Genomic DNA, 25,471 nt, shown 5'->3' with positions numbered 1-25,471 from the left:
GAAACTTGAATGACCGTGCAAATGAACAAGCAAGCGGGAGGTTTCACACTCATCGAGGTGATGATCGTCGTCGCCATAGTGGCCATCCTGTCAGCGATTGCTCTGCCAAGCTATTCAGAATACGTCCGCCGCGGACATCGTGCCGATGCTCGGGCTGGCTTGTTACAAGCTCAGCAATGGCTGGAACGCGCGTCGACAGCGACAGGCGTCTACCCAACCAGCTTGCCTGCCTCCTTGACTTGGGGAACTGACTCGGCGAAGCGGTACACGATTGGTTTCGCGAGTGGCAATACCAGTGCCGCATTCACACTGACAGCGACGCCCAAGAATCCGGGACCGCAGGCTGGCGACAAATGCGGGATCTATACGCTTTCGAACACCGGAGTCCGAGGCGCGAACGGCAAATTGTCGGGTGCCTCAGGCTATAACCCAGATTGCTGGGGCAAATGAGTGGCGCATGCCGCCATGTCAGAATGTTTGCACACGTAAACTGCTGACCGAATAATGAAAACCGGCGACATCGCCGGTTTTTTCGTCCATGACGCCGTCTCTCCGTTCTCAACTATTCCGCTACGCCGAGCGCCTGAGCGAGCTGAACTTTCTCCTCACCCGCCCGGACATCATGGCCGACATGGCGCAGTTCATGAAGCTGTCGCGCGAGCACACGGAGGTTTCGGCCGTGGCCGAGCGCTGGGCGCGGTTTCAGCAGCGCGAGGCCGATCTGGCGGCGGCGCAGGACATGCTAGGCGACCCCGACATGGCCGACATGGCGCGCGAGGAGATCGCCGCCAGCGAAGCCGAATTGACGGAACTGGACGCCGACCTCCAGCGCATGCTGCTGCCCAAGGACCCGGACGACGCGCGCCCTGCCTTCGTGGAGATTCGTGCGGGCACCGGTGGTGACGAATCGGCGCTGTTCGCGGGCGACCTGGCGCGCATGTACACGCGCTACGCCGCCATCCAGGGCTGGCGCGTGGAGGTGATGAGCGAATCGCCGGCCGAGTTGGGGGGTTACAAGGAACTGGTGCTGCGCATCGAAGGCGACGACGTCTATGGCAAGCTGCGCTTCGAGTCGGGTGGCCACCGGGTACAGCGCGTGCCCGCTACTGAGACCCAGGGCCGCATCCACACCAGCGCGGCCACCGTTGCGGTGATGCCCGAACCCGACGAGGCCGAGGCGATCACGCTGAACCCGGCCGACTTGCGCATCGACACCTTCCGCGCCAGTGGCGCGGGCGGCCAGCACATCAACAAGACCGATTCCGCCGTGCGCGTGGTGCACCTGCCCACCGGCATCGTGGCCGAATGCCAGGACGGCCGCAGCCAGCACGCCAACAAGGCGCAGGCCTTGCGGGTATTGCAGGCGCGGCTACAAGAAAAAGAGCGCACCGAGCGCATGACGAAGGAAGCGGCGACGCGCAAGGGCCTGATCGGCAGCGGCGACCGCAGCGACCGCATCCGCACCTACAACTTCCCCCAGGGCCGCCTGACCGACCACCGCATCAACCTGACGCTGTACAAGCTGGGCCTGATCATGGAAGGCGACCTGCAGGACGTGGTGAACGCCCTGCGCGGCGCGCGCGAGGCCGAATTGATGGCCGAACTGGAAGTCAACGCCTGACGTGCCTTGGCCACCGCCGCACCCTATCATGGGCGCTGCGTTGCACGCCGACGCTGCCGCCGCCCGGCGCAGAACGGCGGTTGAAAGAATGGAGTTTCCCCATGCGTGAGCCGAAGTTGCTGTCTCGCCCATCCACCGTCATCCTGCCCCGCGCGGCTCGCCGCCGCGCCCGAGCGCCTCTGGCCTGCGCCGCCGCGGGTGCGCTCGCCCTGCTGCTGGCCGGCTGCACGGGCGGCACGCCCTGGGGCGCGACGCCGCAGCGCATCGAGATCCCGGTGCCCGACCTGAGCAAGGCGCCCCAGGTGTTTGACGGCGTGTCGGGCTCGACCGCCGGCTCGCAGCGCGTGGCCGACAGGGTGCGCAGCGCCCTGGCCGCGCAGCCCAGCCTGGCGGGCGTGCAGGTCGAAGGGTTGGAGGGCGGCCTGATCGTGCTGAGCGGGCGCGTGCCGTCGCCCAACGAACGGCAACTGGCCGTGCAGACCGCGCGCAGCGTGACCGGCGTCACCAACGTGGTCGACCGGCTGACCGCGCCCTGATGGCCTCAGGGCACGCCGCTCGTCGCCCAGCATAGGTTTTTTAAGCCAATTCAGCCCTGCGCCCTACAACCATCTGCGCAGGCAGCTATATTTTTGTGAGTAACCTGCACACCGAATCAGCCCCCCCGGCCACGGTGGCCGACGCCCTGCGCCGCTTGGCGGACGACGGCCTGCCGCGGCGGGAGGCGCAGATGCTGCTGCTGCACGTGCTGGGCCAACCCACGCACGCCCGCGCCTGGCTGCTGACGCACGATGGCGACGCCCTGCCCGCGTCTGCCGCCGACCGGCTGCCGGCCTTGGCCGCGCGGCGCTTAAACGGCGAGCCCATCGCCTACCTGGTCGGCCACAAGGCCTTCCACGGGCTGACGCTGCAGGTCGACGCGCGCGTCCTGGACCCGCGCGACGACACCGAAACCCTGGTCGACTGGGCGCTCAGCCTGCTGCCGCCGGGCGCCGCGGCCGACGTGCTGGACCTGGGCACGGGCAGCGGCGCCATCGCCCTGGCCGTCGCCCAGCAGCGGCCGCAGGCGCGCGTGTCCGCCGTCGACGCCAGCCTTGACGCCCTGGCCGTCGCGCGCGCCAACGCCGATCGGCTGGGCCTGCCCGTTGCGCTGCACCACGGCAGTTGGTTCACGCCCGTGGCGGGGCAGCGGTTCGACCTGGTGCTGAGCAACCCGCCCTACATCGCCGAGGGCGACGCCCACCTGCCTGCGCTGGCGCACGAGCCGCGCGCGGCGCTGGTCAGCGGCGCCGATGGGCTGGACGACCTGCGCCACCTCGTCGCCCACGCGCCCGCGCACCTGCGCCCGGGCGGCTGGCTGCTGCTGGAACACGGCTGGGACCAGGCCATGGCGGTGCGGGGTCTGCTGCAACTGGCGGGCTTTGCCGAAGTGCAGTCGAGGCACGACCTGGGCGGGGTGGAACGCTGCTCCGGCGGGCGCTGGCCCGGCGCCTGACGGGCCAACGCGGCTCTTCCGCTTGCCCACGCCTTGCGTGCCGCGGCCCAGCGTCACAATTTCGAGCCCTAAGTCACACCCGCCGCGCCGATCCGCGATTTGTCGGCGCCGGCTGACGGCGCGGGTCGGGGCTCGCGCGTAATATGAATGCCAAACACCCTGTTCCCGAGAGGAAAAAGCCATGCCCCGCCGCCTGTTCATCCCCACCGTGCTGGCCCTGTCCGCCGCCACGCTGCTGTCCGCCTGCGCCTCCGATGGCTATTACGGTGACGGTGGCTACTACCCGGATGGGCGCTATTCCGACGGCCGTTACCCCGATGGGCGCTACTATCCCGATGGCCGCTATCCCGACCAGCGCCGCTACCCGGATGGCCGCTACCCCGGCGGCCGCACCCCCGAGCAGGCCACCGAAGACTACAACCGGGTCGGCACCTACCAGCGTGAAGATCTGGTGCGGCGCGTGCAGGCCGCCTTCCGCGCCGACCGGCGGCTGGGCACCAGCATCCTGGTCGAATCGCCCAGCGCGGGCGTGATCCGCCTGAGCGGCACGCCGATCGCCGGTCAGCCCGCGTTCGGCCTGGCGATCGACACCGCCCGCCGCGTGCCGGGTGTGCGTGAAGTCGAAAACCGCCTCGCCACGCACTGAGCGCAGCGCCCCACGAACCAACGCCCGCTGCGCTGCGGGCGTTTTCGCTTTGGCGCGTCGACTTTGGATACTCGCGCCGCCGTCAAAGCAGGGCGGCCAGCTTTACTTCGGCTCGTCCGCCGCCAGCGCGCCGTCCTTCGCACCCGGCGCCGCCTCCGCCAGCCGCCGGTAACGCAGCGGCAGCAGCCCCTGCAGGCCAAACTCCGCCAGCAACGCTTTCAGCCGCTCGGCCGCGCTGCGCTTCTTCTGGCCGGTCCAGCGGGCGATGATCAGCTCGTTTTTCAGGCTGTGTTCCCAGCCCACCAGCTCGGTCACGGTGACGCTGTAGCCCTGCGATTCCAGGTACAGGCAGCGCAGCACGTTGGTCAGCTGGCTGCCCATTTCGCGCGTGTGCAGCGGGTGGCGCCACAGCTCGGCCAGCGGCGTGCGCGACAGCTGCAGCGCCTTGTTCTGACGCAGGCCGGCGGCCAGCTCGGCCTGGCAGCAGGGCACCAGCACCATCGCCTGGGCCTGCTTGGCGAGACCAAAGGCGATGGCGTCGTCGGTCGCGGTGTCGCAGGCGTGCAGCGCCGTGACCACGTCAATGCGCTCGGGCAGCGCGGCGTCGTGCGCCGAATCGGCGGCGCTGATGGCCAAAAAGTCCATGCGCGCAAAGCCCAGCTGGTCCGCCAGCGCGCGTGAACGCTCCACCAGCTCCGCCCGCGTTTCAATGCCGAACACGCGCCCGCTGCCCGCGTCCTTCAGGCACAGGTCGTACAGGATGAAGCCCAGGTAGGACTTGCCCGCGCCGTGGTCGGCCAGCGTGAGCTCACCCGCGTGCGGCGTCAGCTCGGCGATCTGCTTTTCGATGAACTGCACCAGGTGGTCAACCTGCTTGAGCTTGCGGCGCGAATCCTGGTTCATTCGCCCGTCGCGCGTCAGGATGTGCAGGGCTTTCAGCAGCTCGATCGACTGGCCGGGCCGCAATTCGGCGCGCACCACCGATTCAGCATCTTTTGGGCCTGCGGCCTTAGAACCACCTGCGCGGTCAGCTCCTGTTTTTGTAGGGTTTCGGTGTTCTTTGCGGGTCGGCGTATTCATGCGGGCGTCCCTTCATCCATCTCGGCCAGGGTCTGGCGCAGGCCGCAATGGGTGCAACGCCGGCCTGTCGGTGGCGGCGGAAACACGCAGCCGAAGCCCCAGCACAAGGTCGCCAAAGCGCTCGCCCAGCCATCCCGGCCCCACCGCCATCGGTAGATGGCGCACCGCGGGCAGTACACGTCGCCGGGCAGTGCCTGTTCGGCGCTCAGCGCGGCATCAAACTCGCCCTCACGCCAGGCCTGCAGCACGGCGCGCGCGGCCTCGGCTTCGGCCAGCGGCACCTGCACACGCACCATGCCTAGCATGAGCGACATCGGCCAGTAGGCGCCCACGTGTTGCACCGAATGCAGAAAAGGCGTCAGCCCCTCGGCCTGCAGCATGCCCGCGACGATGTGCGCGTCCCAAGGGCTGATCTCGCGGTGCACGGTGGTCCACATGGCGCGGTGTTTTTGGTTGTCGTGGAGACGCGCTTCAGCGCTGGTCCTCGGGCACGCTGGGGCCCACGTCCAGCGCGGCCCAGCCGGCGGCGCCCAGCTTTTCCAGCTTGGCGATGTTGCCTTCGAAGATTTCTTCGGCCTCAGGGAAGGCCTCCACCGCGCGGTCGATGCTTTCTTCGCGCAGCAGGTGCAGTGTGGGGTACGGCGAGCGGTTGGTCGCATTGCCGATGTCGTCAGGCTCGGTGCGGTCAAACTGAAAGTGCGGGTGAAAGGGCGCGACCTGCAACTCGCCTTCCAGACCCAGGTCTTCCAGCATGGCGTCGGTTGCGTCCAGGAAATCGTTGAAGGCCAGAAAGTCGGCCATCTGGCGCGGCACCATCAGCAGCGTGGTTTCGCGCTCTTCGGGGTCGGCGTCGGCCAGCGCGTTCAACTCATCTTGCAGCTGCAGCAGCAGCGCTTCGGGCTCGGGCGACAGGCAGACGGCGTAGTGGACCTGCCCTTTAACGGCCGGCGCCTTGGCGAAGGGGCACAGGTTCAGGCCGATCACCGCGCGCTCCAGCCAGCGCTGGGTGTCGGCGATGACGGCGGCGCGCAGGGCGTCGTCGTCCAAGGGGGCAGCGGTGGCAGCGGTCATGCCGCTATTGTGCCTTGTCTTGGCTGCCCGCTTACTCTTAAAACCATAGCTGGTCGCGCAGGTGGTTGTAGCGCTACCGGCCTATTTGACTACGAACGCCGCAGGCGCTGCCCGATCAGCGCGGCCAGCAGCGCGCCGGCCACGCAGCAGGCACCGGTCATCGCCCAGGTCAGCTGCCAGCCGCCCACCTGCCCGGCCAGCCAAGCGGCCAGCGGCGGGCCACCGACCTGGCCCACGGCCGACAGTTGCTGCATCAGCCCGACGGTGGTGGCGATGCTGTGTTCGCCCGGCGCCAGGCGCGGCGCCAGGCCGAACAGCGTGCCGGGGATCAGCCCGCCGATGGCTGAAAACAGCAGCGCGCCCGCGTAACGCAGCACGGCGCTGCCGGCCGTCAGGTCGGAAAACGCCAGCACCGCGCCCAGCGCCATCGCGCCAAAGCCCGCCCACAGCAAGCGCTGCGCCGGCACGCCGCGCGCCAGCAGGCGCCCGGCCAGCACGTTGCCGATGATGTTGACGCCCGCCACGCCGGCGGTCAGCACCGCACCGCGCGCGCCGCCCCAGCCCGCCTGCTGGTACAGCGATGGCAGAAAGCCGATCACCGCCAGCCACTGGGCCGAATACACGGCAAAGGTGAGCGCGCCCAGCCAGGGGCCGACGCTGGCCACCGTGCTGCGCAGGCGCGCGGGCCACGGCACGCCCGCACCGCCCGGTGCGCCCGTGCTGGCCCGGGCGTCCGCCGGTACGGCGCGCCAGACCCAGATCGCCATCACCAAGGAAAACGCCGACACCAGCCACCACCAGCCCGGCCAGCCGCCCCAGGGAATCACCGCCGGCCCCAGCAGCAGCGCGGTCGCCGTGCCGAAGGGCATGAAGGCGCCCCAGAAGCCCAGCATGCGCGTCAGCTGCGACGGCGGCACGTTGCGCCGCACCAGGCTGGGCGCCGGCACCGTGACCAGCAACACGCCCACGCCTTCGACCGCGCGCAGCACCAGCAGCCCGGTCGCGCTGTGCATGAAACCGCCGGCCGCGCCGGCCAGCACCAGCACGCAAAGGCCGATCAGGACACAGCGGCGCAGCCCGATACCGTCGGCCAGCAGCCCGGCCACGATGCCCAGCGCCATGGTCGCCAGTTGCACCAGCGACAACAGAAAGCCGGCCTGCACCAGGGTCAGGCCCAGTTCGGCCTGCAGCGCTGGGATGGCGGGCGGCAGCTTGCCCACGTGCAGTGCCGCGCTGACGCCGGCCAGGATGACGATCCACGCAGCGCCGCTGCTGCGTGGCGAGGGGCCGGTGCTGGCCGCGGCGGGGGAGTTCATCGCAAGGGCTTTCTGGCGCAAGGATCGCGGTGCGGCCACAGTGGCGTCGCGCTACTGCCGCAACGGGGAGGAGGAAGATGCCGCGCGGCACGGGCTGGGCGCTGCATGGCCTCAGCTCAGCAAACGTTGGCCGGTCAGGCGCTCGTGCTCGCGCAGGGCGAAGCGGTCGGTCATGCCGGCGATGTAGTCGGCCACAGCGCGTTCGCGGTCGAAGCGCTGGGCGAAGCTGGGGCGCAGCTCGTCGGGCTGGGCCAGATAGGCGGCGAACAGCTCGCGCACGACCTGGCGGCCACGCGCGGTGGTGTCGGTGACCTGCGGGTGGCGGTACAGGTTGGCGAAGAGGAAGCGCTTCAGCTCGGCCGACTGGGCGCGCATGGCGTCGCCAAAGCGCACCAGCGGCCCGGCGCGGCGCGCAGCATCGGCATCGGTAGGCGTCGCAGCGACGATGGCGGCCTGCGTCGCGGCGATCACGTCGTACACCTGGGCCGACAGCATGCGACGGATGGCTTCGTACAGCACGCGCCGGCCTTGCAGCGCCGGAAAGTCGCGCTGCACGGTGGCCAGGTGCTGGGCAAACAAGGGCACGGCCTGCACCTGGTCCAGCGTCAGCAGGCCGGAGCGCACGCCGTCGTCGATGTCGTGCGCGTTGTAGGCGATCTCGTCGGCCAGGTTGGCCAGTTGCGCCTCCAGGCTGGGCTGGGTGCCATCCAGGAAACGGCGCGCGACCCCGCCCGGCTCGGCCGCCTCCAGCTTGCGGGCGTTGACGGGCGAGCAGTGCTTGAGGATGCCTTCGCGCGTCTCGAACGTGAGGTTGAGCCCGTCGTGGTCAGGGTAGCGATGCTCCAGGTGGTCGACCACGCGCAGGCTTTGCAGGTTGTGCTCGAACCCGCCGTGTGCGGCCATGCAATCGTTGAGCGCATCCTGCCCCGCGTGGCCGAACGGCGTGTGGCCCAGGTCGTGCGCCAGGGCGATGGCTTCAACCAAATCTTCATGCAGCCCCAGCGGCCGCGCGATGGAGCGCGCGAGCTGTGCCACTTCCAGCGAATGCGTCATGCGCGTGCGGAACAGGTCGCCTTCGTGGTTGACGAAGACCTGGGTCTTGTAAACCAGGCGGCGGAACGCGGTGGAATGGACGATGCGGTCGCGGTCGCGCTGAAAAGCGTTGCGCGTGGGCGCCGGGGCGCTGGGGTGCAGCCGGCCGCGCGACTGGGCGGGGTGGCTGGCGTACGGCGCCAAGCCGACTGCATTTTCAGTCAAATCAAGCCCTAGCCCTAGAATCACCTGCGCGAGCAGCTATGAAATTCATACTCATTGCCAACGGCGAGGTCAGGCCGCGCAGCAGCGGTCGATGACCTGGCGCACCAACTCATCGGGCGCCGCACGCACCGCAGCGCTGCCGGGGCCGTCGATGACGACAAAGCGGATCTCGCCGCCTTCGGCCTTTTTGTCGACGCGCATCAGTTCGAGGTAGCGGCCGGCGTTGTCGGCGGCGTCGATCACGGCGCCGCGCACGGGCAAGCCAGCGCGCTCGATCAAGCGGCGCAGGCGATCCACGAAGGCAGCGTCAACCAAGCCCAGTTCGCGCGACAGCTCAGCCGCCATCACCATGCCTGCGCCCACGCCTTCGCCGTGCAGCCACGCGCCATAGCCCATGCCGGCCTCGACCGCGTGGCCGAAGGTGTGGCCGAAGTTGAGGATCGCGCGCAGGCCGGCTTCGCGCTCGTCCTGGCCAACGACGTGGGCCTTGATTTCGCAGCTGCGCCGCACGGCGTGCGCCAGCGCCGCAGGGTCGCCGGCGCGCAGCGCGTCGATGTGGGCTTCGATCCATTCGAAGAGGGCCATGTCGGCGATCGGGCCGTACTTGATGACCTCGGCCAGGCCGGCGGACATCTCGCGCGGCGGCAGGGTCTTGAGCACGTCGAGATCACAGACCACGGCCTGCGGCTGGTAGAACGCGCCGACCATGTTCTTGCCCAGCGGGTGGTTGATGGCCGTTTTGCCACCCACGGATGAATCGACCTGCGCCAGCAGCGTGGTTGGCACCTGCACAAAGGGCACACCGCGCATGTAGCAGGCGGCGGCAAAGCCCGTCATGTCGCCCACCACGCCGCCGCCCAGCGCGTACAGCGTGGTCTTGCGGTCGGCGCCGTGGCCGAGCAGTTCGTCAAAAATCTGGTTCAGGCTTTCCCAGGTCTTGTACTGCTCGCCATCGGGGAGCGCCAACTGGCGCACCTGGCTGTGGCGTTGGGCGAGCACGCGGGCCAGCCGGTCGGCGTACAGGGGGCCAACAGTGGTGTTGGTTACGATTAGTGCGCTGGTACCGCCGCTGGCACTGCCGCGGTCAAACGCTGCCGGTGAGTCCAGCAGGCCGGGGCCGATCAAGATGGGATAGCTGCGCTCGTCCAGCGCAATGTCGACGATCTGGGTGGTGAAAGGCAAGGCCATGCGCCCGAGTGTAGGGCGTTGGACGACGCTCCTTGCGACGCACAGGCGCTGAATTGCGCGGCAAACTGCCGAGCGCGCAGGTGCGAGGTGCCCAGGCGGCGTGACGGTGGCGCCAGGACGGCGTTGCCGCGGCGCTCAGGCGGAGCTCTCGCTCGGCCGGTTGGCGGCGGCCTCCGGCGCGAGTTCCAATTGCATCATGATCCGGTTGACCAGCATCGACAGCGACGAACCGTGCGTGTCGATGACGAAATGCGCGCATTCCCGGTAAAGCGGATCGCGCTCGGCGTACAGCGCACGCAAGCGCTTGAGCGGATCGGCCACCTGCAGCAGCGGGCGCTTCGTGTCGTGCCGCAGGCGACGGAACAGCGCCTCGGGTGACGAGCGCAGGTAGATCACCGTGCCGCGGTCCCGCAGGCGTTGACGGTTGACTGAGCGCAAGACGGCGCCGCCGCCGGTGGACAGGACCGTGTCGACGCGCTGGGTCAGTGTGTCCAGCGCAGCTTCTTCCTGATCGCGAAAAGCGTGTTCGCCCTTGGCCTCAAAGTACTCGCGGATCGTGCAGCCGAGTTCACGTTCGATCTCATGATCGGAATCGACCCAGGGCATATCCAGCCGACGTGCGATCACTTTGCCGACCGAGGATTTGCCACTGCCAGGGAGGCCGACAAAAACGATCATGAATACCAGTCCGTTGCACGGGGAAGGAAAAACATCATCTTAGGCAGTGTACGGGGAAGGCCGATTCGGTTGAAAGAACTCGGCGAATCTCTTCTATCTCCGCAGTGACTCGTGCGATAGCGGCCTGCGACGTTTGGTGCTGCGACTCATCACCCCGCAAACAAGGAGCCAACAAAAACAAATCCCCGCCAACCCCTGCGCCGAACCGCGATTCGCTGCAAGCGTTGACGGGGCGATCCGTCGGCCCTCGCGCTCCGGTATGAGGCGCAGGGGCATTGAAGAGCTTTACGGGGTTTCCGGCTCGGTTACCTCGATCGTCACGTTGGCAACCACCTTGATGCCATCCTTGTCGGTCACTTCCACCACCATCTTGTATGAGCCGACCGTTGACACCGAACCGCTCAGAATGCCGGCATCGCTCAACGTCAAGCCAGATGGCATACCTGCCAGAGCCTTCCAAGTGTATGGCGGCTTGCCACCGGTCGCGCTGAACGCAAACGCGAAGTGCGTGCCCTTGGTAACGGCAATGCTGCTGTCGCCAATCGCCAATGGTTTGCAGTCTCCAGCCTCCACCGTCACAGACAGGTTGGTAGACGCCGTAGTGCCGTTGTAGTCGGTCACGTTGACCACCACCTGATAAGTACCAGCACCAGCGCCGTTCTGCAGCGTCGGCACGCCAGTCACGAGACCGTCGGAAGACAGCGCTAAGCCAGCAGGCATGGTTCCAGCGACGCTCCATGTGTACGGCGGCACGCCGTCGGTTGCTACCAACGCCATGGATACGGCCTGGTTGCAGGTAGCGGTGACAGACTGATCCGGCGCGATCGCCAAGGGCTTCAATGCAATGCCATTGACCACAGGAATTGTCAGACGCTGGCTGATCGGATCCTGAATGCCGTTGGCCACATTGTTGTCGGCGCGGTCTGCCACCATCACCAAGGTAATGACGCCGCGTTCAACGCCGCTGGACAACGAGAAGTTGGCCACCCCGTTGCGGGTATTGGTCATGATCACCGTGCCTGTTTGACGATCATGCATCAGACGCGCCCCAGCAGAAGCCGAGCCTCCATGGATGTATACCTGCAGATTGGGTGACGTCGTGTCTCCCACCCATTGGCCCACTTCGTCACGCACCATGGCCTGGACGGAGATGCTGTTAAGCACGCTGTTCGGGTTGTTTCTGGAACCCAGATAGCGCGGCGCTTGTGCCTGGAAGTTGACGCTGGCTGGCATACCCGCGGCGGGAGCGATGGCGTCACCGACTACGATGTCCACACTCGCAGAGGTGACCTGGTTGTCTCGAGGATTCGTGATCGAGCAAGTAATACGGGCAGTTCCCCGGGTATCGCCAGCATGGAAGTGAAACGAATTACCGCCCGAGTTGGAATCCAGAACGACGCTGCGATAGGCGTTGGGAATCTTGACGGTCTGCCCCCCCACCTGCACCTCAGTCTCGTGTTCTGAGTCTCCATCAAGGTAGTAGAGCGCGCCTGTTCTCAGTCCTGCCTCCAGATTGCAGGCGAAGGCCTCCTTTGTTCCGACGATCGGCTTGCCGCCCTCTGTCGCACCCACGTGCAGCACAGTGGTGTACGGCGCACTGGTGCCAATCTGTGGGCCTGCGTTGGCAATATTTACCGGCAGCGCCTTGGTATCGGCGCGTAAGGTAATCTTGTACTCCAACTCGGTGTTGCCCGGACTACCGCCGCCGCCGCCGCAGCCAGCGACCAGAGCCGCAAGGCTCAAACTAAACGCAATTCCTAAAGCCTTCACAGCAAATCCCCTTTAAAACTTCTGTCGCTGTTCCAAAAACTCAACGCACCGCGCCGTGGTCGGAAATCATCTTCGGCGTGATGAACACCAGCATTTCCTGCTTGTCGGCCTGGCGTGTCTTCTGCTTGAACAGGTTGCCGATGGCCGGAATGTCGCCCAACACCGGCACCTTATTCTCTTGCTCAGTCTCGGTCAGTTCAAAAATGCCACCGATCACCACGGTGCCGCCATTTTCCACCAGCACCTGCGTTTTCACGCGCTTTGTGTTGATCGACATTGCGCCCGCCACGACACCCCCGGGGCTGTCCTTATTGACGTCCAGGTCCAAGATGATGTTGCCTTCGGGCGTGATCTGGGGCGTGACCTCCAGCTTCAACACAGCCTTGCGGAAAGCCACCGAGGTCGCACCGCTCGAAGTAGCCTGCTGATAGGCAAATTCTGTACCCTGCTCGATCACAGCCTTGATCTGGTCAGCAGTCACCACTCGCGGGCTGGATACCACCTTGCCTTTGCCGTCGGCTTCCAGGGCAGACAACTCCAAGTTCAAGAACCGGTTGGCCGCCGAACTGAACAAGGAAATGGCGAAGTTCGCGGGCGTGGCGCCGCCGAATCCCAGCGCAGGCAAGTTCAGAAACTGCGATGAGTCGGTAGTGAGCCCGGAGGGCTGGAATGCACCCGTCGTGGCGCCAATGGCGTTGTAGTTGCCGCCGATGGCAACGCGGTTCCCGCCGCCGACGGAATAGCCTGCGTCACCACCCCGGATGCCCCGCATGTCGGCACTGCCCAGCTTGATCCCCAGCGATTTGCCAAAGGTGTCTGACGCCTCGACGATGCGCGCCTCAATCAGCACTTGCCGCATGGGCACGTCGAGCTTCGCGATCATTTCCTGAACCTGCTCGAGGCGCGACGGAATATCGGAGATAAAAAGCTGGTTGGTCCGCGGCTCCGCAATCACGTTTCCGCGCGAACTCAGCAAACTACCGCCCGCCGTCGAGGAGCCACCACTGCCGCCCGTACCGCCGGTCGAAGTCGTCAGTTGAGTTGCAATATCTGCTGCCTTGGTGTAGTTCAACTGGAACGACTGCGTCCGCAAAGGCTCGAGGTTGCGAATCGCAGCCTGAGCCTCAAGCTCGGCCTTTTCCTTGGCAGCCAATTCTTCCTTTGGTGCAATCTGAAGGACGTTGCCCGACCGCTTCATACCCAGACTCTTGGCCTGCAGGATGATGTCGAGTGCCTGATCCCAAGGCACGTCCTTTAGCCGCAACGTCAAGTTGCCTTGGACCGTGTCAGAGGTGACGATATTGAAGTTGGTAAAGTCGGCGATCACCTGAAGCAGGGACCGAACATCGATGTTCTGGAAGTTCAGCGACAGCTTCTCACCACGGTAACCCGGGCCTTGCGTCAGCTTGTCGGCGCTGACTTTCTGCTGGCGCACTTCAACGACCAACTGGTTATCGCTCTGGTAAGCGCTGTGCTCCCAGAGACCTTTGGGCTCGATCACCATGCGGACGCGATCACCGGATTGAACGGTGGAGATGGTCTGCACGGGCGTGCCGAAATCGGTGACATCCAGGCGACGACGCAGACCTTCGGGCAAACTGGTTCTGAGGAACTCGACGACCAACGACGAGCCCTGTTGCTTGATGTCCACACCAACCTGATTGTTGGCAAGGTCCACTACCACGCGACCGGCGTTATCCACTCCGCGACGGAAGTCGATGTCCCGCAGAGGCAATGCCGCATCGTTTCGACTCTCGGAGAAGACCTGCGTGACAGGGTTGGTCGGAGTTGGAAGCGCGACAGCGGGTACGGGATCGAGAGACACCAGGACACTGCGTCCTTGCACCTCGGCACGGTACGCGGTCGCCCTGTTCAAATTCAGAACCACGCGCGTGCGATCCGCCGTTTGCGCAATATTAGCGACGCGCAGGTTGCCCTGGTTGAGTTCCACCGTGTTGCGGCCAAGGCCACTCGACACGCCAGGAAAGTCCAGCGCAATCCGCGCTGGAGACTGCACGACAAAACCTGCCGGCGCCGCGGTGAGCGGCTCCGACAGATCAATGCGGACCATTTCAACACCACCTTGAACGGTGCTGGTGATGGATTGGATTGAGGCCTCGGCGTATGCCGCGCCTGCAAGCGCTAGCCACACCGTCCCGACCGCTATCACTCGTGCCATCCGCTGCGCGGAGGGAAACCTGTTCTTCATTGTGCTTTCTCCTGCAGCTGCAGCACCGTATTGCGTTCTATCCATTCACCAGCCGCGTCCTGCACGATCTCTCTGAGGACGACTTCGTTTTCGTTGATCTTGAGCACCCGGCCGTAGTTCTGGCCCAGGTAATTACCCACCCGGACCTGATGCAGAAGGCTATCGACGCGAACCAACGCCACGCGCTGCCCCGAGCGATCCAAACTACCGACCATGGTCATCACATCCAGCGGGAATGCTTCAAGGGGCTCTTTGCGTCGGTTGAGCTCGGGCGCCACCAAAAGGGCTCCGGCGCTGGCAGGGCCTGACTCTCGTCGCAATGCCTGGGTCAGTTTGTCGCTGCTGAAAGGGTCAAACGATGCCGCTTCCGAGTAGGCCAGTGGCACGTATTTCTTGGGCTCTGCGATAGGCGTGACCTTCGGCTTAGTCGTGCGCCGCAGTTCCGCCATCCATTGGTGCAAGTCATCTGACTCAGCCATGCACCCAGCCAAGCTCGCTAGCGAAACCGTGCACGCTACTAAATAGAGGATGCGCTTCATTTCGTCGCCTTTGGTTTCGCAGCCTTACGCTGTGCGGCGATCTCTTCGGGATCGAGATATCTGAACGTCTTCGCTGTAGCTTCGAGCAAAAGAGTTCCTGGTTTGTCCTTGTCCGCAGATGGCCCAACAGAGAGATTGTTGAGCGTCACGATGCGCGACAGGTTTGCGATATCAGCAGTGAACGCCCCGATATCGTGATAGCGCCCTGTGACCTTGACTGCAATGGGCAACTCCGCGTAATAGTCCTTGACGGACAACTGCCCTGGTCGGAACAACTCAAATTGCAAGCTGCGGCCCAAGCCAGCCTGGTTGATGTCCGACAGCAAGGCGTCCATTTCGGCTTTGCTGGGCAACTGCTTTTCCAGCAGATTGACGTATTGCATGACCTGTTCGCGCTGCTTCTTCAACTCGTCGAGACTGACAGCTTTCTGCAACTTGGTCTGATACTCTGTCTTGAGCGTAGCTTCCTTTTGGCGCTCAACCTCCAACTCTTCGTCGAAGTCTTTCAGCATCAAAAACCAAAGCAAGCCGACAACCAGCGCAGCTACGAACGCAAATAGCGCATACCGCGGAATGGCCGGCCAAGATGACGGATCCCTTGAATCCAGACCTCGAAACTGATCACCAAATGCTCTGAAAGACGCAGCCACGTCCACATTGCTGGACTTTTTCTTGCGTGCCATATTGAACGCCCCGCCTTTCAAGTCCGCCCTGCCGCGGCGGATGCACCTGATGCCGGCGCACTTGCTCGCTGCAGTTGCACGCGGACGGTGAAGTTATAGACGCGCCGCTGTTCACGCGGCGTCAGGGCCATGTTCGCGGCTACGATCTCGATAAGTTCCGGCTTGGTCACCCAATCGCTGTTGCGCTCCAGATTGCGCAGCAGTTCTGAAACACGCTCATTGGATTGCGCCACCCCGGTAAACAGGACGTTCTGGTTTTCCTGCTTGATTCCCTTCAGGTAGATCCCGTCAGGTAATTGCCGAACCGCCTCATTCAGCAGATGAACCGGCAAATTGCGGTCCGCTTGCAGGTTCTCTACGGCCTCTTGGCGGGCTCTCAACGCGGCGATTTCCTCTTGGAGATTCGCGACCTCCTTGATCTCGGCATCCAACTTGGCGTTTTCTGCGGAAATGAACGTATTGCGTTCCTGCTGCTCGGATATCTGATGCTGATACCACAGATAGATGCCGCCAGCGATCAATGCTCCCGCCACGGCCGAGAGTCCCAAGGACGTATTGAAGACTTGGCGCGCCTTCTTGCGCGCCATCTCACGATGCGGAAGTAGGTTAATCAATATCACCGCAGAAACCTCCGCATGGCCAGACCGCACGCGGTCAGGTAAGAAGGCGCCTCACGCAGCATCTTCTTTTCACGCACAGCACGGCCGATTTCCATGCCGTCAAATGGATTGACAACCTGGCACGGAAAATTGGTGTGTTGCGTCACAACCTCAGTCAAGCCGGGTAACCCAGCCGTGCCCCCCGCTAACAGGATGTAGTCGACCTTGTTGTGCGGCGTACTGGTGAAGAAGAACTTCAGGGCGCGCTCAATTTCTTGCGCCAGCGACTCCACAAATGGCTCAAGCACCGTCTGACCATAGTCGTCCGGCAACTCACCTGAGCGCTTCTTGGCCTCGGCTTCTTCCTGAGTGAACCCGTACTGACGGGCAAGCACTTGCGTCAATTGCGCGCCACCAAAAACCTGGTCACGCTCATACAACAACTCATCATTGCGCAAGACCTGCATGTTCGATGACATCGCCCCGATCTCGAACAGCGCGATCACGGCATCCGCGCCACCGCCAGGCAATCGCCCTATCACGCGATTGGCGGCCAAGCGAGCAGCGTAGCTCTCTACATCAATAATCAATGGCGTCAAGCCGCAGGCTTCCGCCAAACCCTGGCGATCCTCCACCTTTTCCTTGCGCGACGCCGCGATGACGACTTCCACATCGCCCACTGAGGTGGGGCTCGGTCCGACCACACAGAAATCCAAGGCAACCTCATCCAAGGAAAAGGGGATGTACTGGTTGGCCTCGGATTCGACTTGCACCTCAAGCTCACGCTCGGACAAGCCGCCCGGTAAAATGATTTTTTTGGTGATCACCACCGACGCAGGCAGCGCCATCGCAACCTGCTTCGTCCTGGCACCACTGCGATTCACCAACCGACGCGTCGCCTCGACGACCTCGTCAAATTTCTCGATGTTGCCGTCGCTGATCCAGCCCGCTTCGAACGGCTCAATCCCACAGCGCTCCAGCACGAGGTTGCCGGCGCGGTCCTGTGCCAACTCCACCAGCTTGACGCTGGACGGACTGACATCAAGGCCCAACAAGGACGCCGACTGGCGACCGAACAACGATCCTGTGTTCAAGACGACACCCTGTTACCTTCAGTTTCAAAAGTCGAACACACTTAAGATTTCACTTGAATGCTAGCAGCAAGCCCTTTGTCGGGCAAAGCAAATGCCCACTACAAGTGGTTGAACGCGTTGTCAAAAACTAACGTCTCCGGACAATTCCTTACGTGAGCGCACGCACTTGATGTGGACTCGACACGTTGCGATGCGTTACGTCCGAGAGAGCGATCACAATTGAAAATACCGCGTGACATGCCTTGGCAGGCTCCCTCCTGTGCCTGCCAACAGGGCGTACTGTCTCACGGAAGTACTTGCTAACTTACTTGTTTTCCCCATGTCGTCAGAGAATTCGCCGAACGGCGTGAACAAGCGCACATCCCGACCTGCACCCACTTGGTGGAGCTGGTTGCTCAAAGGCCTCATGTGGACCGTGGGGTCCGTGGTCGCGCTTGTTCTGTGCGGAGTGATGGGAGGCCTGATGGCCCTGGCGATTGCCTACCCCAACCTGCCAGATGTATCGGAGCTTTCAAATTACCGGCCCAAGCTGCCGCTGCGCGTCTATACATCTGAAGGCACCCTGATCAGCGAATTCGGGGAGGAACGCCGCAACCTGACCCCGATCGCCAAGATCCCCAAGGCGATGAAAGACGCCGTGCTGGCCGTGGAAGATGCACGCTTTTACGAACATGGTGGCGTCGACTACATGGGTGTCGCACGTGCCGCGCTGGCCAACCTTGGTCGCGAAAAAAGCCAGGGCGCGTCCACGATCACCATGCAGGTCGCGCGCAACGTCTACCTGTCTTCTGAGAAGACTTACACGCGCAAGATCTACGAAGTCCTGCTCACCTTCAAGCTGGAGCACATGCTGTCCAAGGACCAGATCCTTGAGATTTACATGAACCAGATCTTTCTGGGCAACCGCGCCTACGGGTTTGCCGCCGCCGCCGAGACCTACTTCGGCAAGCCGCTCAAGGACATCACGATCGCCGAGGCGGCGATGCTGGCCGGTATCCCGAAATTCCCTTCGACGGCGAACCCTATCGCCAACTTCGATCGCGCCCGTGAGCGCCAGCTGTACATCCTCGATCGCATGGTGGAAAACGGCTTCATCACGGCGGCGCAGGCGACCGAAGCCAAGGCGCAACCCCTGCGCATCCGCCCCGCAAACGAAACCACACGCGTCCATGCCGAATATGTGGCCGAAATGGTCCGGCAGATGATGTTTGCCCAATACGGCGAAGAAACCTACAGCCGCGGGCTCAACGTTTACACCTCGATCAATTCGGCCGACCAGGCGGCTGCCTACAACGCCCTCCGCAAAGGCATCCTGGACTATGACCGTCGGCAGGCCTATCGCGGGCCAGAGAAGTTCGTCGACCTGCCCAAGAATGCGAATGAGATTGAAGACATGGCCGACGACGTGCTGGCAAGCCACCCTGACATGGGTGACCTGCAGGCCGTGCTGGTCACGGAAGCCAGCCCGCGCACCGTCGTCGCGATTCGCCGCAACGGCGCCAAGATCACGATGACCGGCGACAGCCTGCGCGCCGCGCAAACTGGGTTGTCCGCCAAGGCAGGGCCCGCCATCAAGATCCGTCCTGGCGCCATCATCCGCGTCAGCCAGGACAGCAAGGGCAAATGGGACATCGGCCAAGTACCCGAGGTCGAAGGCGCGCTGGTCGCGCTCGATCCCCGCAACGGCGCTGTCAAGGCCTTGATCGGCGGCTTTGACTTCGACAAGAACAAGTTCAACCACGTCACGCAGGCGTGGCGCCAGCCGGGCTCCAGCTTCAAGCCCTTCATCTATTCGGCGGCGCTGGAAAAAGGCTTTTCGCCGACCACGATGATCAACGACACGCCCATGTTCTTCGACAGCAGCGTGACCGGCGGCCAGCCTTGGGAGCCCAAGAACTACGAAGGAGGCTTCGAAGGTCCGATGACCATGAAGCGCGGTTTGGCCCGCTCGCGCAACATGATCTCGATTCGCATCCTGCAGTCCATCACGCCGCAGTTCGGTCAGGAATGGGTGACGCGCTTCGGTTTCGACGCCGACAAGCACCCCGCCTACCTGACGATGGCGCTGGGCGCCGGCTCGGTCACGCCCATGCAGATGGCGGCAGCCTATTCGGTGTTTGCCAATGGCGGCTTCCGGGTCAACCCGTTCCTGGTGACGCGCATCACCGACCATACGGGCCGTGTGCTGGTCGAAAGCCAGCCTGCCGGCCCAGTCGAGTCCAACCGCGCCATCGACGCGCGCAACGCCTTCATCACTGGCACCATGCTCAACGATGTGGCGCGCAGCGGTACGGCGGCGAAGGCGCAAGCCCAACTCAAGCGCCCGGACATCTATGGCAAGACAGGCACCACCAACGACTCGATGGATGCCTGGTTCGCTGGCTACCAACCGTCGATGGTCGGCATCGTCTGGATGGGTTACGACACACCGCGCAACCTGGGCAACCGCGAAACCGGTGGCGGCCTGAGCCTGCCGATCTGGATCAACTTCATGCAAACCGCGCTCAAGGGCGTCCCGGTCAGCGAACCGTCCGCTCCCGAGGGCGTGACCCGCGTTGGCGGCGACTGGTACTACGAGGAATACGCCCGCGGCGGAGGCATCAGCAACCTGGGCGGCGCTGGCCTAGCGCCGGCCCCGACCGAGGCCGAACCGTCGACAGACGCCGGTGGCGGCGCCGCGCCATCCGAGGAGCGCAACCGCATCCTCGACATGTTCAAGAACTGATCTGGGTGTGGCGCCCACGCGGCGCCGCGGCTCGCTTGGCGCCCGCTCAGTCGGCGCTGAACACCAAAGCCGTGCGGGCGTGTTCGCTGGCGCTTTGCGACAGGCGAGCAAAAAACTCTTCGTCGCTTTTGGTGTCGCGCCACTGGCCGTCGCGCCATCGGTAGTGGTAGCCGCCCGAACGCGCCGCCAGCCACACCTCCTGCAGCGGCTTCTGCAGGTTGATGACGATCTGGCTGTTGTCGGCGAACACCAGGGTCACCATGCCGCCCACGCGCTGGTTGTCGATGTCCGCGTCACCGGCCTCGTTGATGCGGTCGCAATCGGCTTCCACGGTGGCCAGCAGGGCCTCGGCCCGGTCGAGGTATTCAAGGTCGGTCATTACAATTCCATGCCATGTCGTCAGCATCGCCTATCCGATCAATTCTAGTCAGCGCCTGTGCCTGGGCCACCGCTGGCGCGGCGGTAACCCTGCTGGCGGCGTGCGGGCAGCGCGGCCCGCTCACCATTCCCCAGACGCCGGCTGCCGCCCAGCGCGCTACGCTGCCGCAAACCGTGTGGGGCGGCCACTCGACGCCGCCCGCGGCGCCGGCCAGCGGGGCATCCGCACCCGCGCCGGTGCTGCGCCCGCCGCCCCCGCTGTTGCCGGACCTTCCAGACATCGAATGACCACCTCTTCTTCTGCGGCGCCCGCCCTGCCCGGCGGCGCGCACCTGTCGTACCGTGACGGCCAGCTGTGCATGGAATCCGTGCCGCTGGCTGACCTGGCGCGCGCCCACGGCACGCCCCTGTTCGTCTATTCGCGAGCCGCCATCCTGGACGCCCTGGCCGCCTACCAGCGCGGGCTGGCCGGGCGCCGCGCGCTGATCTGTTACGCGATGAAGGCCAATTCCACGCTGGCCATCCTGAAACTGCTGGCCGACCAGGGCTGCGGCTTCGACATCGTGTCGGGCGGCGAGCTGGAACGCGCCCTGGCCGTCGGGGCCGACCCCGCCAAGATCATCTTTTCGGGTATCGGCAAGGCGCGCGCCGAAATGGCCCGCGCGCTCCAAGTGGGCATCGGCTGCTTCAACGTGGAAAGCCTGGCCGAGCTGGACGTGCTGAGCGACGTGGCCACCGGCCTCGGCCGCAGGGCACCGATCAGCATTCGCGTCAACCCGAACGTCGACCCCAAGACGCACCCGTACATTTCTACCGGCCTGAAGGGCAACAAGTTCGGCATCGCGCACGAACAGGCGCTGGCCGCGTACCGGCACGCCGCGGCGCTGCCGGGGCTGCAGGTGGTCGGCATCGACTGCCACATCGGCTCGCAGATTACTGAGCCGGCGCCTTACCTGGAGGCGATGGACCGCATCCTCGACCTGGTCACGCAAATCGAAGCGGCGGGCATCTCCGTCCACCACATCGACTTCGGTGGCGGCCTGGGCATCGATTACAACGGCGACACGCCCCCTGCGGCCGATGCGCTGTGGGCGCAGCTGCTGGCCAAGGTCGATGCGCGCGGCTTCGGTGACCGCCAACTGATGATCGAGCCCGGTCGCTCCATCGTCGGCAACGCTGGTGTGTGCCTGACCGAGGTGCTGTACCTCAAGCCGGGTGAGCAGAAGAACTTCCTGATCGTTGACGCGGCCATGAACGACCTGCCGCGCCCCGCGCTCTACCAGGCTTTCCACCGCATCGTGCCGCTGCAGTTGCCGGCCGCTGGCGCCGATGCGCCGACCTGGGACGTGGTCGGCCCGGTGTGCGAAAGCGGTGACTGGCTGGGCCACGACCGCGCCTTGGCCGCGCAGCCGGGCGAGCTGCTGGCCGTGTTGTCGGCCGGCGCGTACAGCATGAGCATGGCGAGCAACTACAACACCCGCCCGCGCGCCGCCGAGGTGCTGGTCAGCGGCGACACCGCGCGTGTGGTGCGTCAGCGCGAAGCCGTGGCCGACCTGTGGCGGCTGGAATCGGTCTGAAGTCGTTCGTCCGAACGGCTAAATTGTTACCCAAAGCATAGCTGCCCGCGCTTATCTGGCGCGGGCTGGCGGCGCTTTTGGCTTGAAATGGCGACTGAGCCGATCGAACAGCAGCACGCCCAGGATCACCGCGTACACCGCCACTTCGGCAAAGTCCTGTTTGCCCGCGCGCATCCAGAAAAAGTGCAGCAGCGCCAGCGGCGCGACCACGTACACCAGCCGGTGCAGGTTGCGCCAGGCCTTGCCGCCCAGGCGCCGCACCGCGCCGTTGGTAGACGTCAGCGCCAGCGGCAACAGCAGCAACCAAGCCGTGAAACCGACCAGGATGAACGGGCGCTTCAGGATGTCGCTGCCGATGTCAGCCACGTCCAGCCCCATGTCCAACCAACCGTACGCCAGCAGGTGCAGGCAGACGTAGAAAAAGCAGAACAACCCCAGCATGCGCCGAAAGCGCGCCAACTGCGGCGTGCGCGTGTGGATGCGCACCGGCGTCACCGCCAGCGCCAGACACAGAAAGCGCAAGCTCCAGTCGCCCAAGCCACGGATCAGCGCCTCCGCCGGGTTGGCGCCCAACTGGTCCGCCACCGCGCCGTAGACCAGCCACGCCAGCGGCAGCAGGCACAGCACAAACACCAGCGGCTTGGCCAAGGGATGCAACAACCAGGAACGCATTGGGACGGGGTTTTTCAAAGACAGTCTTATTGAATGAAATCAGGCTCTGAACCAAGAACGATCAGCGCAGCCAGCTATTGTATTTGGAGCAAATCGCAACATCAGACTTCGCCAGATGTCGCCGATGGAACCTGCGACCCCGTCTGCAAACGCCCAGCCCCAACCCGCACCATCCTCCTCGCAAGGCCGCGGAGCAGGCCGCCCCCGCAAACGCCGTTGCCGGACCTGCGCCGGCAACCGGCGTTGTCCCCCTTCCCGAAGCGCGCAGCGCGAAGAGAGAGGGGGGAAGGCGCCGCCAGGCGACTCAGGGGGGTGCTCAGTAATTTTTTTTCAGATCCATCCCCGCATACAACTGCCCCACCTGCGCCTCGTACCCATTGAACATCAGCGTCTTGCGCTTCTTGGCGAACAGGCCGTCTTCGCCGATGCGCCGCTCGGTCGCCTGGCTCCAGCGCGGGTGGTCGACGTTGGGGTTCACGTTGGAATAGAAACCGTATTCATTGGCCGCGGCCTTGTTCCAGGCCGTGCGCGGCTCCTTGTCCAGAAAGCGGATCTTGACGATGGACTTGGCCGACTTGAAACCGTACTTCCACGGCACCACCAAGCGCACCGGCGCGCCATTCTGGTTGGGCAGCACTTCACCGTACATGCCGAAGGCCAGCAGCGTCAGCGGGTGCATGGCCTCGTCCATGCGCAGCGCCTCGGTGTACGGCCAATCGAGCACGCCCGAGCGCAGGCCGGGCATCTGCTTGGGGTCGGCCAGGGTCACGAATTCGACGTACTTCGCGCTGCCCAGCGGCTCGGCACGCTGGATCAGGGCCGACAGCGAGTAGCCCACCCATGGAATCACCATCGACCAGCCTTCCACGCAGCGCAGCCGGTAGATGCGCTGCTCCATCGGCGCGAGCTTGAGCAGGTCTTCCAGCCCGATCTTGCCCGGCTTCTTGACCTGACCTTCGATGTCCACCGTCCACGGCGTGGGCTTCAGCGTGCCGGCGTGGCGCACCGGGTCACCCTTGTCGGTGCCGAATTCGTAAAAATTGTTGTAACTGCTGGCGTCCTTGTAGTCGGTGACCTTTTCCATGGTCATCGCCCCGGCGACGGTGGACGGCTTGGCCGCCAGCGCGGCCAGCTTGCCCGGCGCAGCGGGCGCTTGCGCCAGCGCATCACGCGCGGCCCAGGCGGCCAGGCCACTGCCGGCCGCCGCGCCCGCGGCCACGCGCCGCAGCCAGTCGCGCCGATTTTCGTACACCGCGCGGGGCGTGATCTCGCTGGGCACAGCGTGGTCGAAAGGATCAGGGCGGAAAGAACGGGGCATGACGGACAACTCCTGAACAACAACCTGGGTCGGCGACCGGAGCGCCTTGCGCCCGCCCGACCCTTGGCAGGTGAGCGGGACGACGCGCTGCATCGCCACTGGCATCATGCTACGACCTTGACCCTGGCGTGGAGTTCACATGGTTTTGCGCATCTTGGCCCCCCTGGCGCTGGCCGCCCTGCTTGCTGCATCTGCCGTGCACGCGCGCGGCTACACGCCCCAGGAGCGCTGTGGGCCGCACGAGCGGGTGCTGATCGACACCGTACCGGCCGGGCATTGTGTGGCCCTGATCGCGGACGATGCCCAAGGGCTGGAGGCCCCGCGCCGCATTCTGGAGGTGGCGCCAAACCGCTTCTGGGTGATCGACATGGGCGCCAACTGGGTGCCTAAGCGCGGCCGTCTGCTGGAGCTGACGCTGGCGCCCGGCGCCGCGCGCGCCAGCGTCCGCACCCTGGCCGACAAGCTGGACCGCCCGCTGGACCTGGCGCTGGGGCCGGACGGCCAGGTCTGGGTGGGCGAGGCCGACCGCCTGTGGCGCACACCTGTGCTGCCCGCGGGCCAGCCGGTGCAGCGCCAGGTGATGCTGGAAGGCTTGCCAAACGTCGGCGCGCACCCGCTCAAAGAGATCGCCTTCGGGCCGGGCAACAGCCTGTACGTGAACATGGGCTCGGTCACCGATGCCTGCCGCAACGACGCGCAACAGCAACCCGTGCCCTGCCCCGAACTGGGTGGCGCCCGCCCGCGCGGCGCGGTCTACCGTGCGCGCCTGGACCCGCAGGACGGCTGGAAGGTGAAGGACTTCGCGCCCTTTGCCACAGGTCTGCGCAATTCGGTGGCGCTGGTGGCGTTGCCGAGCGGGACCGTGCTGCAGGCCGAGAATTCCATCGACTACCGCGACGCCGGTGTGCCGCCCGAGGAGCTGAACCAGTTGCAAGCCGGCCGCCACTACGGTTGGCCATACTGCGTCGGCCGCGGCGTGGCGGCGCGCGGCTACGAAAAGCGCTACGACTGCAAGCAGTCCACCGGGCCGCTGCAGCTGTGGCCCGCGCACGCCGCGCCGCTGCACCTGCTGCGCGGCACCGACGGATCGGCCTATGCCAAGCAGTTGCTGACCGCCTGGCACGGCCCGCGGGGACACCGCGTGATGCAGGTGCCGTTGGGTGCGAGCGGCCTGCCGACCGGCGAACCGCGCGCGGTGCTGGACGGGTGGACGGCCAAGGCGGGCGTCCGGCCGCTGGGCCGACCGACCGGCATGGCGATCGACAGCGCGGGTCAGTTGTGGGTGGTGGAAGACTTCAACCGCACCGTGCTGCTGGTGCGCAAGGCAGCCCCTTGAACGAGAGAAGACTCAGGATTTCAAGCCCAATAGGCCTCTGGCGCTAGTGCCACACGCGCGGTCAGCTATTCACTTGATAGCAAACGGAGCGTCGACCGCACGCCACACAACGGTCGCTAAGCCCTATCCCAGCCAACGCCACACCCAGACCTGCGCCGGGCATCGGCGGCGTCCCCCTCCCGAAGCGCGCAGCGCGAAGAGAGAGGGGTGAAGCCGCGTCAG

25 protein-coding genes are annotated in these 25,471 nt (G+C 65.0%); 9 read left to right on the top strand and 16 right to left on the bottom strand.

All coding sequences use genetic code 11. The annotated features are described in order from the left end of the window. Positions 1 to 9 precede the first annotated feature (9 nt). The 5 genes from FVQ98_RS05340 (at position 10) to FVQ98_RS05320 (ending at position 3,759) form a co-directional block, all read left to right on the top strand. The gene (locus tag FVQ98_RS05340) at positions 10 to 450 is read left to right on the top strand and encodes a type IV pilin protein (protein WP_147912391.1); all 441 of its coding nucleotides are present in this window, start codon (positions 10 to 12) and stop codon (positions 448 to 450) included. Between the two features lie 88 nt (positions 451 to 538). Then, positions 539 to 1,621 carry a peptide chain release factor 1 gene (gene prfA, locus FVQ98_RS05335; RefSeq protein ID WP_147912390.1) on the top strand — a complete coding sequence of 361 codons (1,083 nt, stop codon included), beginning with the start codon at positions 539 to 541 and terminating at the stop codon, positions 1,619 to 1,621. 101 nt (positions 1,622 to 1,722) lie between these two features. Beyond that, on the top strand, positions 1,723 to 2,157 hold the full coding sequence (locus tag FVQ98_RS05330; RefSeq protein ID WP_147912389.1) for a BON domain-containing protein: 435 nt from the start codon (positions 1,723 to 1,725) through the stop codon (positions 2,155 to 2,157). A gap of 95 nt (positions 2,158 to 2,252) precedes the next feature. Then, complete coding sequence (gene prmC, locus FVQ98_RS05325; protein WP_255507636.1) at positions 2,253 to 3,113, top strand: peptide chain release factor N(5)-glutamine methyltransferase; 861 nt, start codon at positions 2,253 to 2,255, stop codon at positions 3,111 to 3,113. A 181-nt stretch (positions 3,114 to 3,294) separates the two neighbouring features. Next, the gene (locus FVQ98_RS05320; protein WP_147912388.1) at positions 3,295 to 3,759 is read left to right on the top strand and encodes a BON domain-containing protein; all 465 of its coding nucleotides are present in this window, start codon (positions 3,295 to 3,297) and stop codon (positions 3,757 to 3,759) included. A 102-nt stretch (positions 3,760 to 3,861) separates the two neighbouring features. On the opposite strand, the gene FVQ98_RS05315 is transcribed toward FVQ98_RS05320, so the two are convergent. The 13 genes from FVQ98_RS05315 to FVQ98_RS05255 all read right to left on the bottom strand — a co-directional run bounded on the left by FVQ98_RS05315 (position 3,862) and on the right by FVQ98_RS05255 (position 17,243). Next, entirely contained in the window at positions 3,862 to 4,839 is a 978-nt protein-coding gene (locus FVQ98_RS05315) for a class I SAM-dependent methyltransferase (protein ID WP_147912387.1), read from the bottom strand. Beyond that, positions 4,836 to 5,276 (bottom strand): DUF2007 domain-containing protein, encoded by a 441-nt coding sequence (locus FVQ98_RS05310; RefSeq protein WP_147912386.1) that lies wholly within the window; start codon positions 5,274 to 5,276, stop codon positions 4,836 to 4,838. Before FVQ98_RS05310 ends, FVQ98_RS05315 begins: the two co-directional genes overlap by 4 nt. A gap of 34 nt (positions 5,277 to 5,310) precedes the next feature. Continuing rightward, complete coding sequence (locus FVQ98_RS05305) at positions 5,311 to 5,910, bottom strand: DUF1415 domain-containing protein (RefSeq protein WP_147912385.1); 600 nt, start codon at positions 5,908 to 5,910, stop codon at positions 5,311 to 5,313. 89 nt (positions 5,911 to 5,999) lie between these two features. Then, complete coding sequence (locus tag FVQ98_RS05300) at positions 6,000 to 7,226, bottom strand: MFS transporter (RefSeq protein WP_147912384.1); 1,227 nt, start codon at positions 7,224 to 7,226, stop codon at positions 6,000 to 6,002. Positions 7,227 to 7,337: 111 nt separating this feature from the next. Further along, positions 7,338 to 8,483: a deoxyguanosinetriphosphate triphosphohydrolase gene (locus FVQ98_RS05295; protein WP_147912383.1), complete on the bottom strand. Its 1,146-nt coding sequence runs from the start codon at positions 8,481 to 8,483 to the stop codon at positions 7,338 to 7,340. A 69-nt stretch (positions 8,484 to 8,552) separates the two neighbouring features. Further along, positions 8,553 to 9,671 carry a 3-dehydroquinate synthase gene (aroB, locus tag FVQ98_RS05290; protein ID WP_147912382.1) on the bottom strand — a complete coding sequence of 373 codons (1,119 nt, stop codon included), beginning with the start codon at positions 9,669 to 9,671 and terminating at the stop codon, positions 8,553 to 8,555. A gap of 135 nt (positions 9,672 to 9,806) precedes the next feature. After that, on the bottom strand, positions 9,807 to 10,349 hold the full coding sequence (locus FVQ98_RS05285; RefSeq protein ID WP_147912381.1) for a shikimate kinase: 543 nt from the start codon (positions 10,347 to 10,349) through the stop codon (positions 9,807 to 9,809). Between the two features lie 285 nt (positions 10,350 to 10,634). After that, a complete protein-coding gene (locus FVQ98_RS05280; protein WP_147912380.1) occupies positions 10,635 to 12,119 on the bottom strand; it encodes an Ig domain-containing protein in 1,485 nt (494 codons plus the stop codon). A gap of 40 nt (positions 12,120 to 12,159) precedes the next feature. Continuing rightward, the gene (gene pilQ, locus FVQ98_RS05275) at positions 12,160 to 14,328 is read right to left on the bottom strand and encodes a type IV pilus secretin PilQ (RefSeq protein WP_147912379.1); all 2,169 of its coding nucleotides are present in this window, start codon (positions 14,326 to 14,328) and stop codon (positions 12,160 to 12,162) included. Further along, positions 14,325 to 14,867, bottom strand: a complete 543-nt coding sequence (locus FVQ98_RS05270) for a pilus assembly protein PilP (RefSeq protein ID WP_147912378.1) — start codon at positions 14,865 to 14,867, stop codon at positions 14,325 to 14,327. Before FVQ98_RS05270 ends, pilQ begins: the two co-directional genes overlap by 4 nt. Beyond that, complete coding sequence (locus tag FVQ98_RS05265) at positions 14,864 to 15,550, bottom strand: type IV pilus inner membrane component PilO (protein ID WP_147912377.1); 687 nt, start codon at positions 15,548 to 15,550, stop codon at positions 14,864 to 14,866. Before FVQ98_RS05265 ends, FVQ98_RS05270 begins: the two co-directional genes overlap by 4 nt. A 17-nt stretch (positions 15,551 to 15,567) precedes the next feature. Next, positions 15,568 to 16,170: a PilN domain-containing protein gene (locus FVQ98_RS05260; RefSeq protein ID WP_147912376.1), complete on the bottom strand. Its 603-nt coding sequence runs from the start codon at positions 16,168 to 16,170 to the stop codon at positions 15,568 to 15,570. Then, positions 16,167 to 17,243 (bottom strand): pilus assembly protein PilM, encoded by a 1,077-nt coding sequence (locus tag FVQ98_RS05255; RefSeq protein ID WP_147912375.1) that lies wholly within the window; start codon positions 17,241 to 17,243, stop codon positions 16,167 to 16,169. The genes FVQ98_RS05260 and FVQ98_RS05255 overlap by 4 nt, the downstream gene beginning before the upstream one ends. Before the next feature lie 319 nt (positions 17,244 to 17,562). Here FVQ98_RS05255 and FVQ98_RS05250 point away from each other — a divergent pair, with 319 nt between their 5' ends. Then, the gene (locus FVQ98_RS05250) at positions 17,563 to 19,968 is read left to right on the top strand and encodes a penicillin-binding protein 1A (RefSeq protein WP_147912374.1); all 2,406 of its coding nucleotides are present in this window, start codon (positions 17,563 to 17,565) and stop codon (positions 19,966 to 19,968) included. A gap of 46 nt (positions 19,969 to 20,014) precedes the next feature. On the opposite strand, the gene cyaY is transcribed toward FVQ98_RS05250, so the two are convergent. Further along, positions 20,015 to 20,347 (bottom strand): iron donor protein CyaY, encoded by a 333-nt coding sequence (cyaY, locus tag FVQ98_RS05245; RefSeq protein ID WP_147912373.1) that lies wholly within the window; start codon positions 20,345 to 20,347, stop codon positions 20,015 to 20,017. Between the two features lie 14 nt (positions 20,348 to 20,361). Between cyaY and lptM the strand changes: the two genes are divergently transcribed. Both lptM and lysA read left to right on the top strand, forming a co-directional pair. Then, positions 20,362 to 20,634 (top strand): LPS translocon maturation chaperone LptM, encoded by a 273-nt coding sequence (gene lptM, locus FVQ98_RS05240; protein ID WP_147912372.1) that lies wholly within the window; start codon positions 20,362 to 20,364, stop codon positions 20,632 to 20,634. After that, entirely contained in the window at positions 20,631 to 21,923 is a 1,293-nt protein-coding gene (gene lysA / locus FVQ98_RS05235) for a diaminopimelate decarboxylase (protein WP_147912371.1), read from the top strand. The genes lptM and lysA overlap by 4 nt, the downstream gene beginning before the upstream one ends. A 51-nt stretch (positions 21,924 to 21,974) precedes the next feature. On the opposite strand, the gene FVQ98_RS05230 is transcribed toward lysA, so the two are convergent. Further along, entirely contained in the window at positions 21,975 to 22,595 is a 621-nt protein-coding gene (locus FVQ98_RS05230; RefSeq protein WP_147912370.1) for a protein-methionine-sulfoxide reductase heme-binding subunit MsrQ, read from the bottom strand. A 316-nt stretch (positions 22,596 to 22,911) separates the two neighbouring features. Further along, positions 22,912 to 23,913 (bottom strand): protein-methionine-sulfoxide reductase catalytic subunit MsrP, encoded by a 1,002-nt coding sequence (gene msrP / locus FVQ98_RS05225; protein WP_147912369.1) that lies wholly within the window; start codon positions 23,911 to 23,913, stop codon positions 22,912 to 22,914. A 139-nt stretch (positions 23,914 to 24,052) separates the two neighbouring features. Between msrP and FVQ98_RS05220 the strand changes: the two genes are divergently transcribed. Then, positions 24,053 to 25,249, top strand: coding sequence for a PQQ-dependent sugar dehydrogenase (locus FVQ98_RS05220; protein ID WP_147912368.1), 1,197 nt, complete (start codon positions 24,053 to 24,055; stop codon positions 25,247 to 25,249). Positions 25,250 to 25,471: the final 222 nt, after the last annotated feature.

Origin of the sequence: Ottowia flava, assembly GCF_008017535.1 — a bacterium.
In the GTDB taxonomy this organism is placed as follows: Bacteria; Pseudomonadota; Gammaproteobacteria; order Burkholderiales; family Burkholderiaceae_C; genus Ottowia; species Ottowia flava.
The sequence above is the reverse complement of the archived record's forward strand: the minus strand, read 5'-3'. Positions and strand labels throughout refer to the sequence as shown.

Coding starts and splice junctions, on each gene's coding strand:
- FVQ98_RS05330 (WP_147912389.1), top strand. CDS start 1,723: ATGCGTGAGCCGAAGTTGCTGTCTCGCCCATCCACCGTCATCCTGCCC.
- FVQ98_RS05220 (WP_147912368.1), top strand. CDS start 24,053: ATGGTTTTGCGCATCTTGGCCCCCCTGGCGCTGGCCGCCCTGCTTGCT.
- FVQ98_RS05340 (WP_147912391.1), top strand. CDS start 10: ATGACCGTGCAAATGAACAAGCAAGCGGGAGGTTTCACACTCATCGAG.
- FVQ98_RS05270 (WP_147912378.1), bottom strand. CDS start 14,867: ATGAAGCGCATCCTCTATTTAGTAGCGTGCACGGTTTCGCTAGCGAGC.
- pilQ (WP_147912379.1), bottom strand. CDS start 14,328: ATGAAGAACAGGTTTCCCTCCGCGCAGCGGATGGCACGAGTGATAGCG.
- FVQ98_RS05320 (WP_147912388.1), top strand. CDS start 3,295: ATGCCCCGCCGCCTGTTCATCCCCACCGTGCTGGCCCTGTCCGCCGCC.
- aroB (WP_147912382.1), bottom strand. CDS start 9,671: ATGGCCTTGCCTTTCACCACCCAGATCGTCGACATTGCGCTGGACGAG.
- FVQ98_RS05265 (WP_147912377.1), bottom strand. CDS start 15,550: ATGGCACGCAAGAAAAAGTCCAGCAATGTGGACGTGGCTGCGTCTTTC.
- lptM (WP_147912372.1), top strand. CDS start 20,362: ATGTCGTCAGCATCGCCTATCCGATCAATTCTAGTCAGCGCCTGTGCC.
- FVQ98_RS05300 (WP_147912384.1), bottom strand. CDS start 7,226: ATGAACTCCCCCGCCGCGGCCAGCACCGGCCCCTCGCCACGCAGCAGC.
- FVQ98_RS05230 (WP_147912370.1), bottom strand. CDS start 22,595: ATGCGTTCCTGGTTGTTGCATCCCTTGGCCAAGCCGCTGGTGTTTGTG.
- cyaY (WP_147912373.1), bottom strand. CDS start 20,347: ATGACCGACCTTGAATACCTCGACCGGGCCGAGGCCCTGCTGGCCACC.
- FVQ98_RS05285 (WP_147912381.1), bottom strand. CDS start 10,349: ATGATCGTTTTTGTCGGCCTCCCTGGCAGTGGCAAATCCTCGGTCGGC.
- FVQ98_RS05250 (WP_147912374.1), top strand. CDS start 17,563: ATGTCGTCAGAGAATTCGCCGAACGGCGTGAACAAGCGCACATCCCGA.
- lysA (WP_147912371.1), top strand. CDS start 20,631: ATGACCACCTCTTCTTCTGCGGCGCCCGCCCTGCCCGGCGGCGCGCAC.
- FVQ98_RS05315 (WP_147912387.1), bottom strand. CDS start 4,839: ATGAATACGCCGACCCGCAAAGAACACCGAAACCCTACAAAAACAGGA.
- FVQ98_RS05305 (WP_147912385.1), bottom strand. CDS start 5,910: ATGACCGCTGCCACCGCTGCCCCCTTGGACGACGACGCCCTGCGCGCC.
- msrP (WP_147912369.1), bottom strand. CDS start 23,913: ATGCCCCGTTCTTTCCGCCCTGATCCTTTCGACCACGCTGTGCCCAGC.
- FVQ98_RS05310 (WP_147912386.1), bottom strand. CDS start 5,276: ATGTGGACCACCGTGCACCGCGAGATCAGCCCTTGGGACGCGCACATC.
- prfA (WP_147912390.1), top strand. CDS start 539: ATGACGCCGTCTCTCCGTTCTCAACTATTCCGCTACGCCGAGCGCCTG.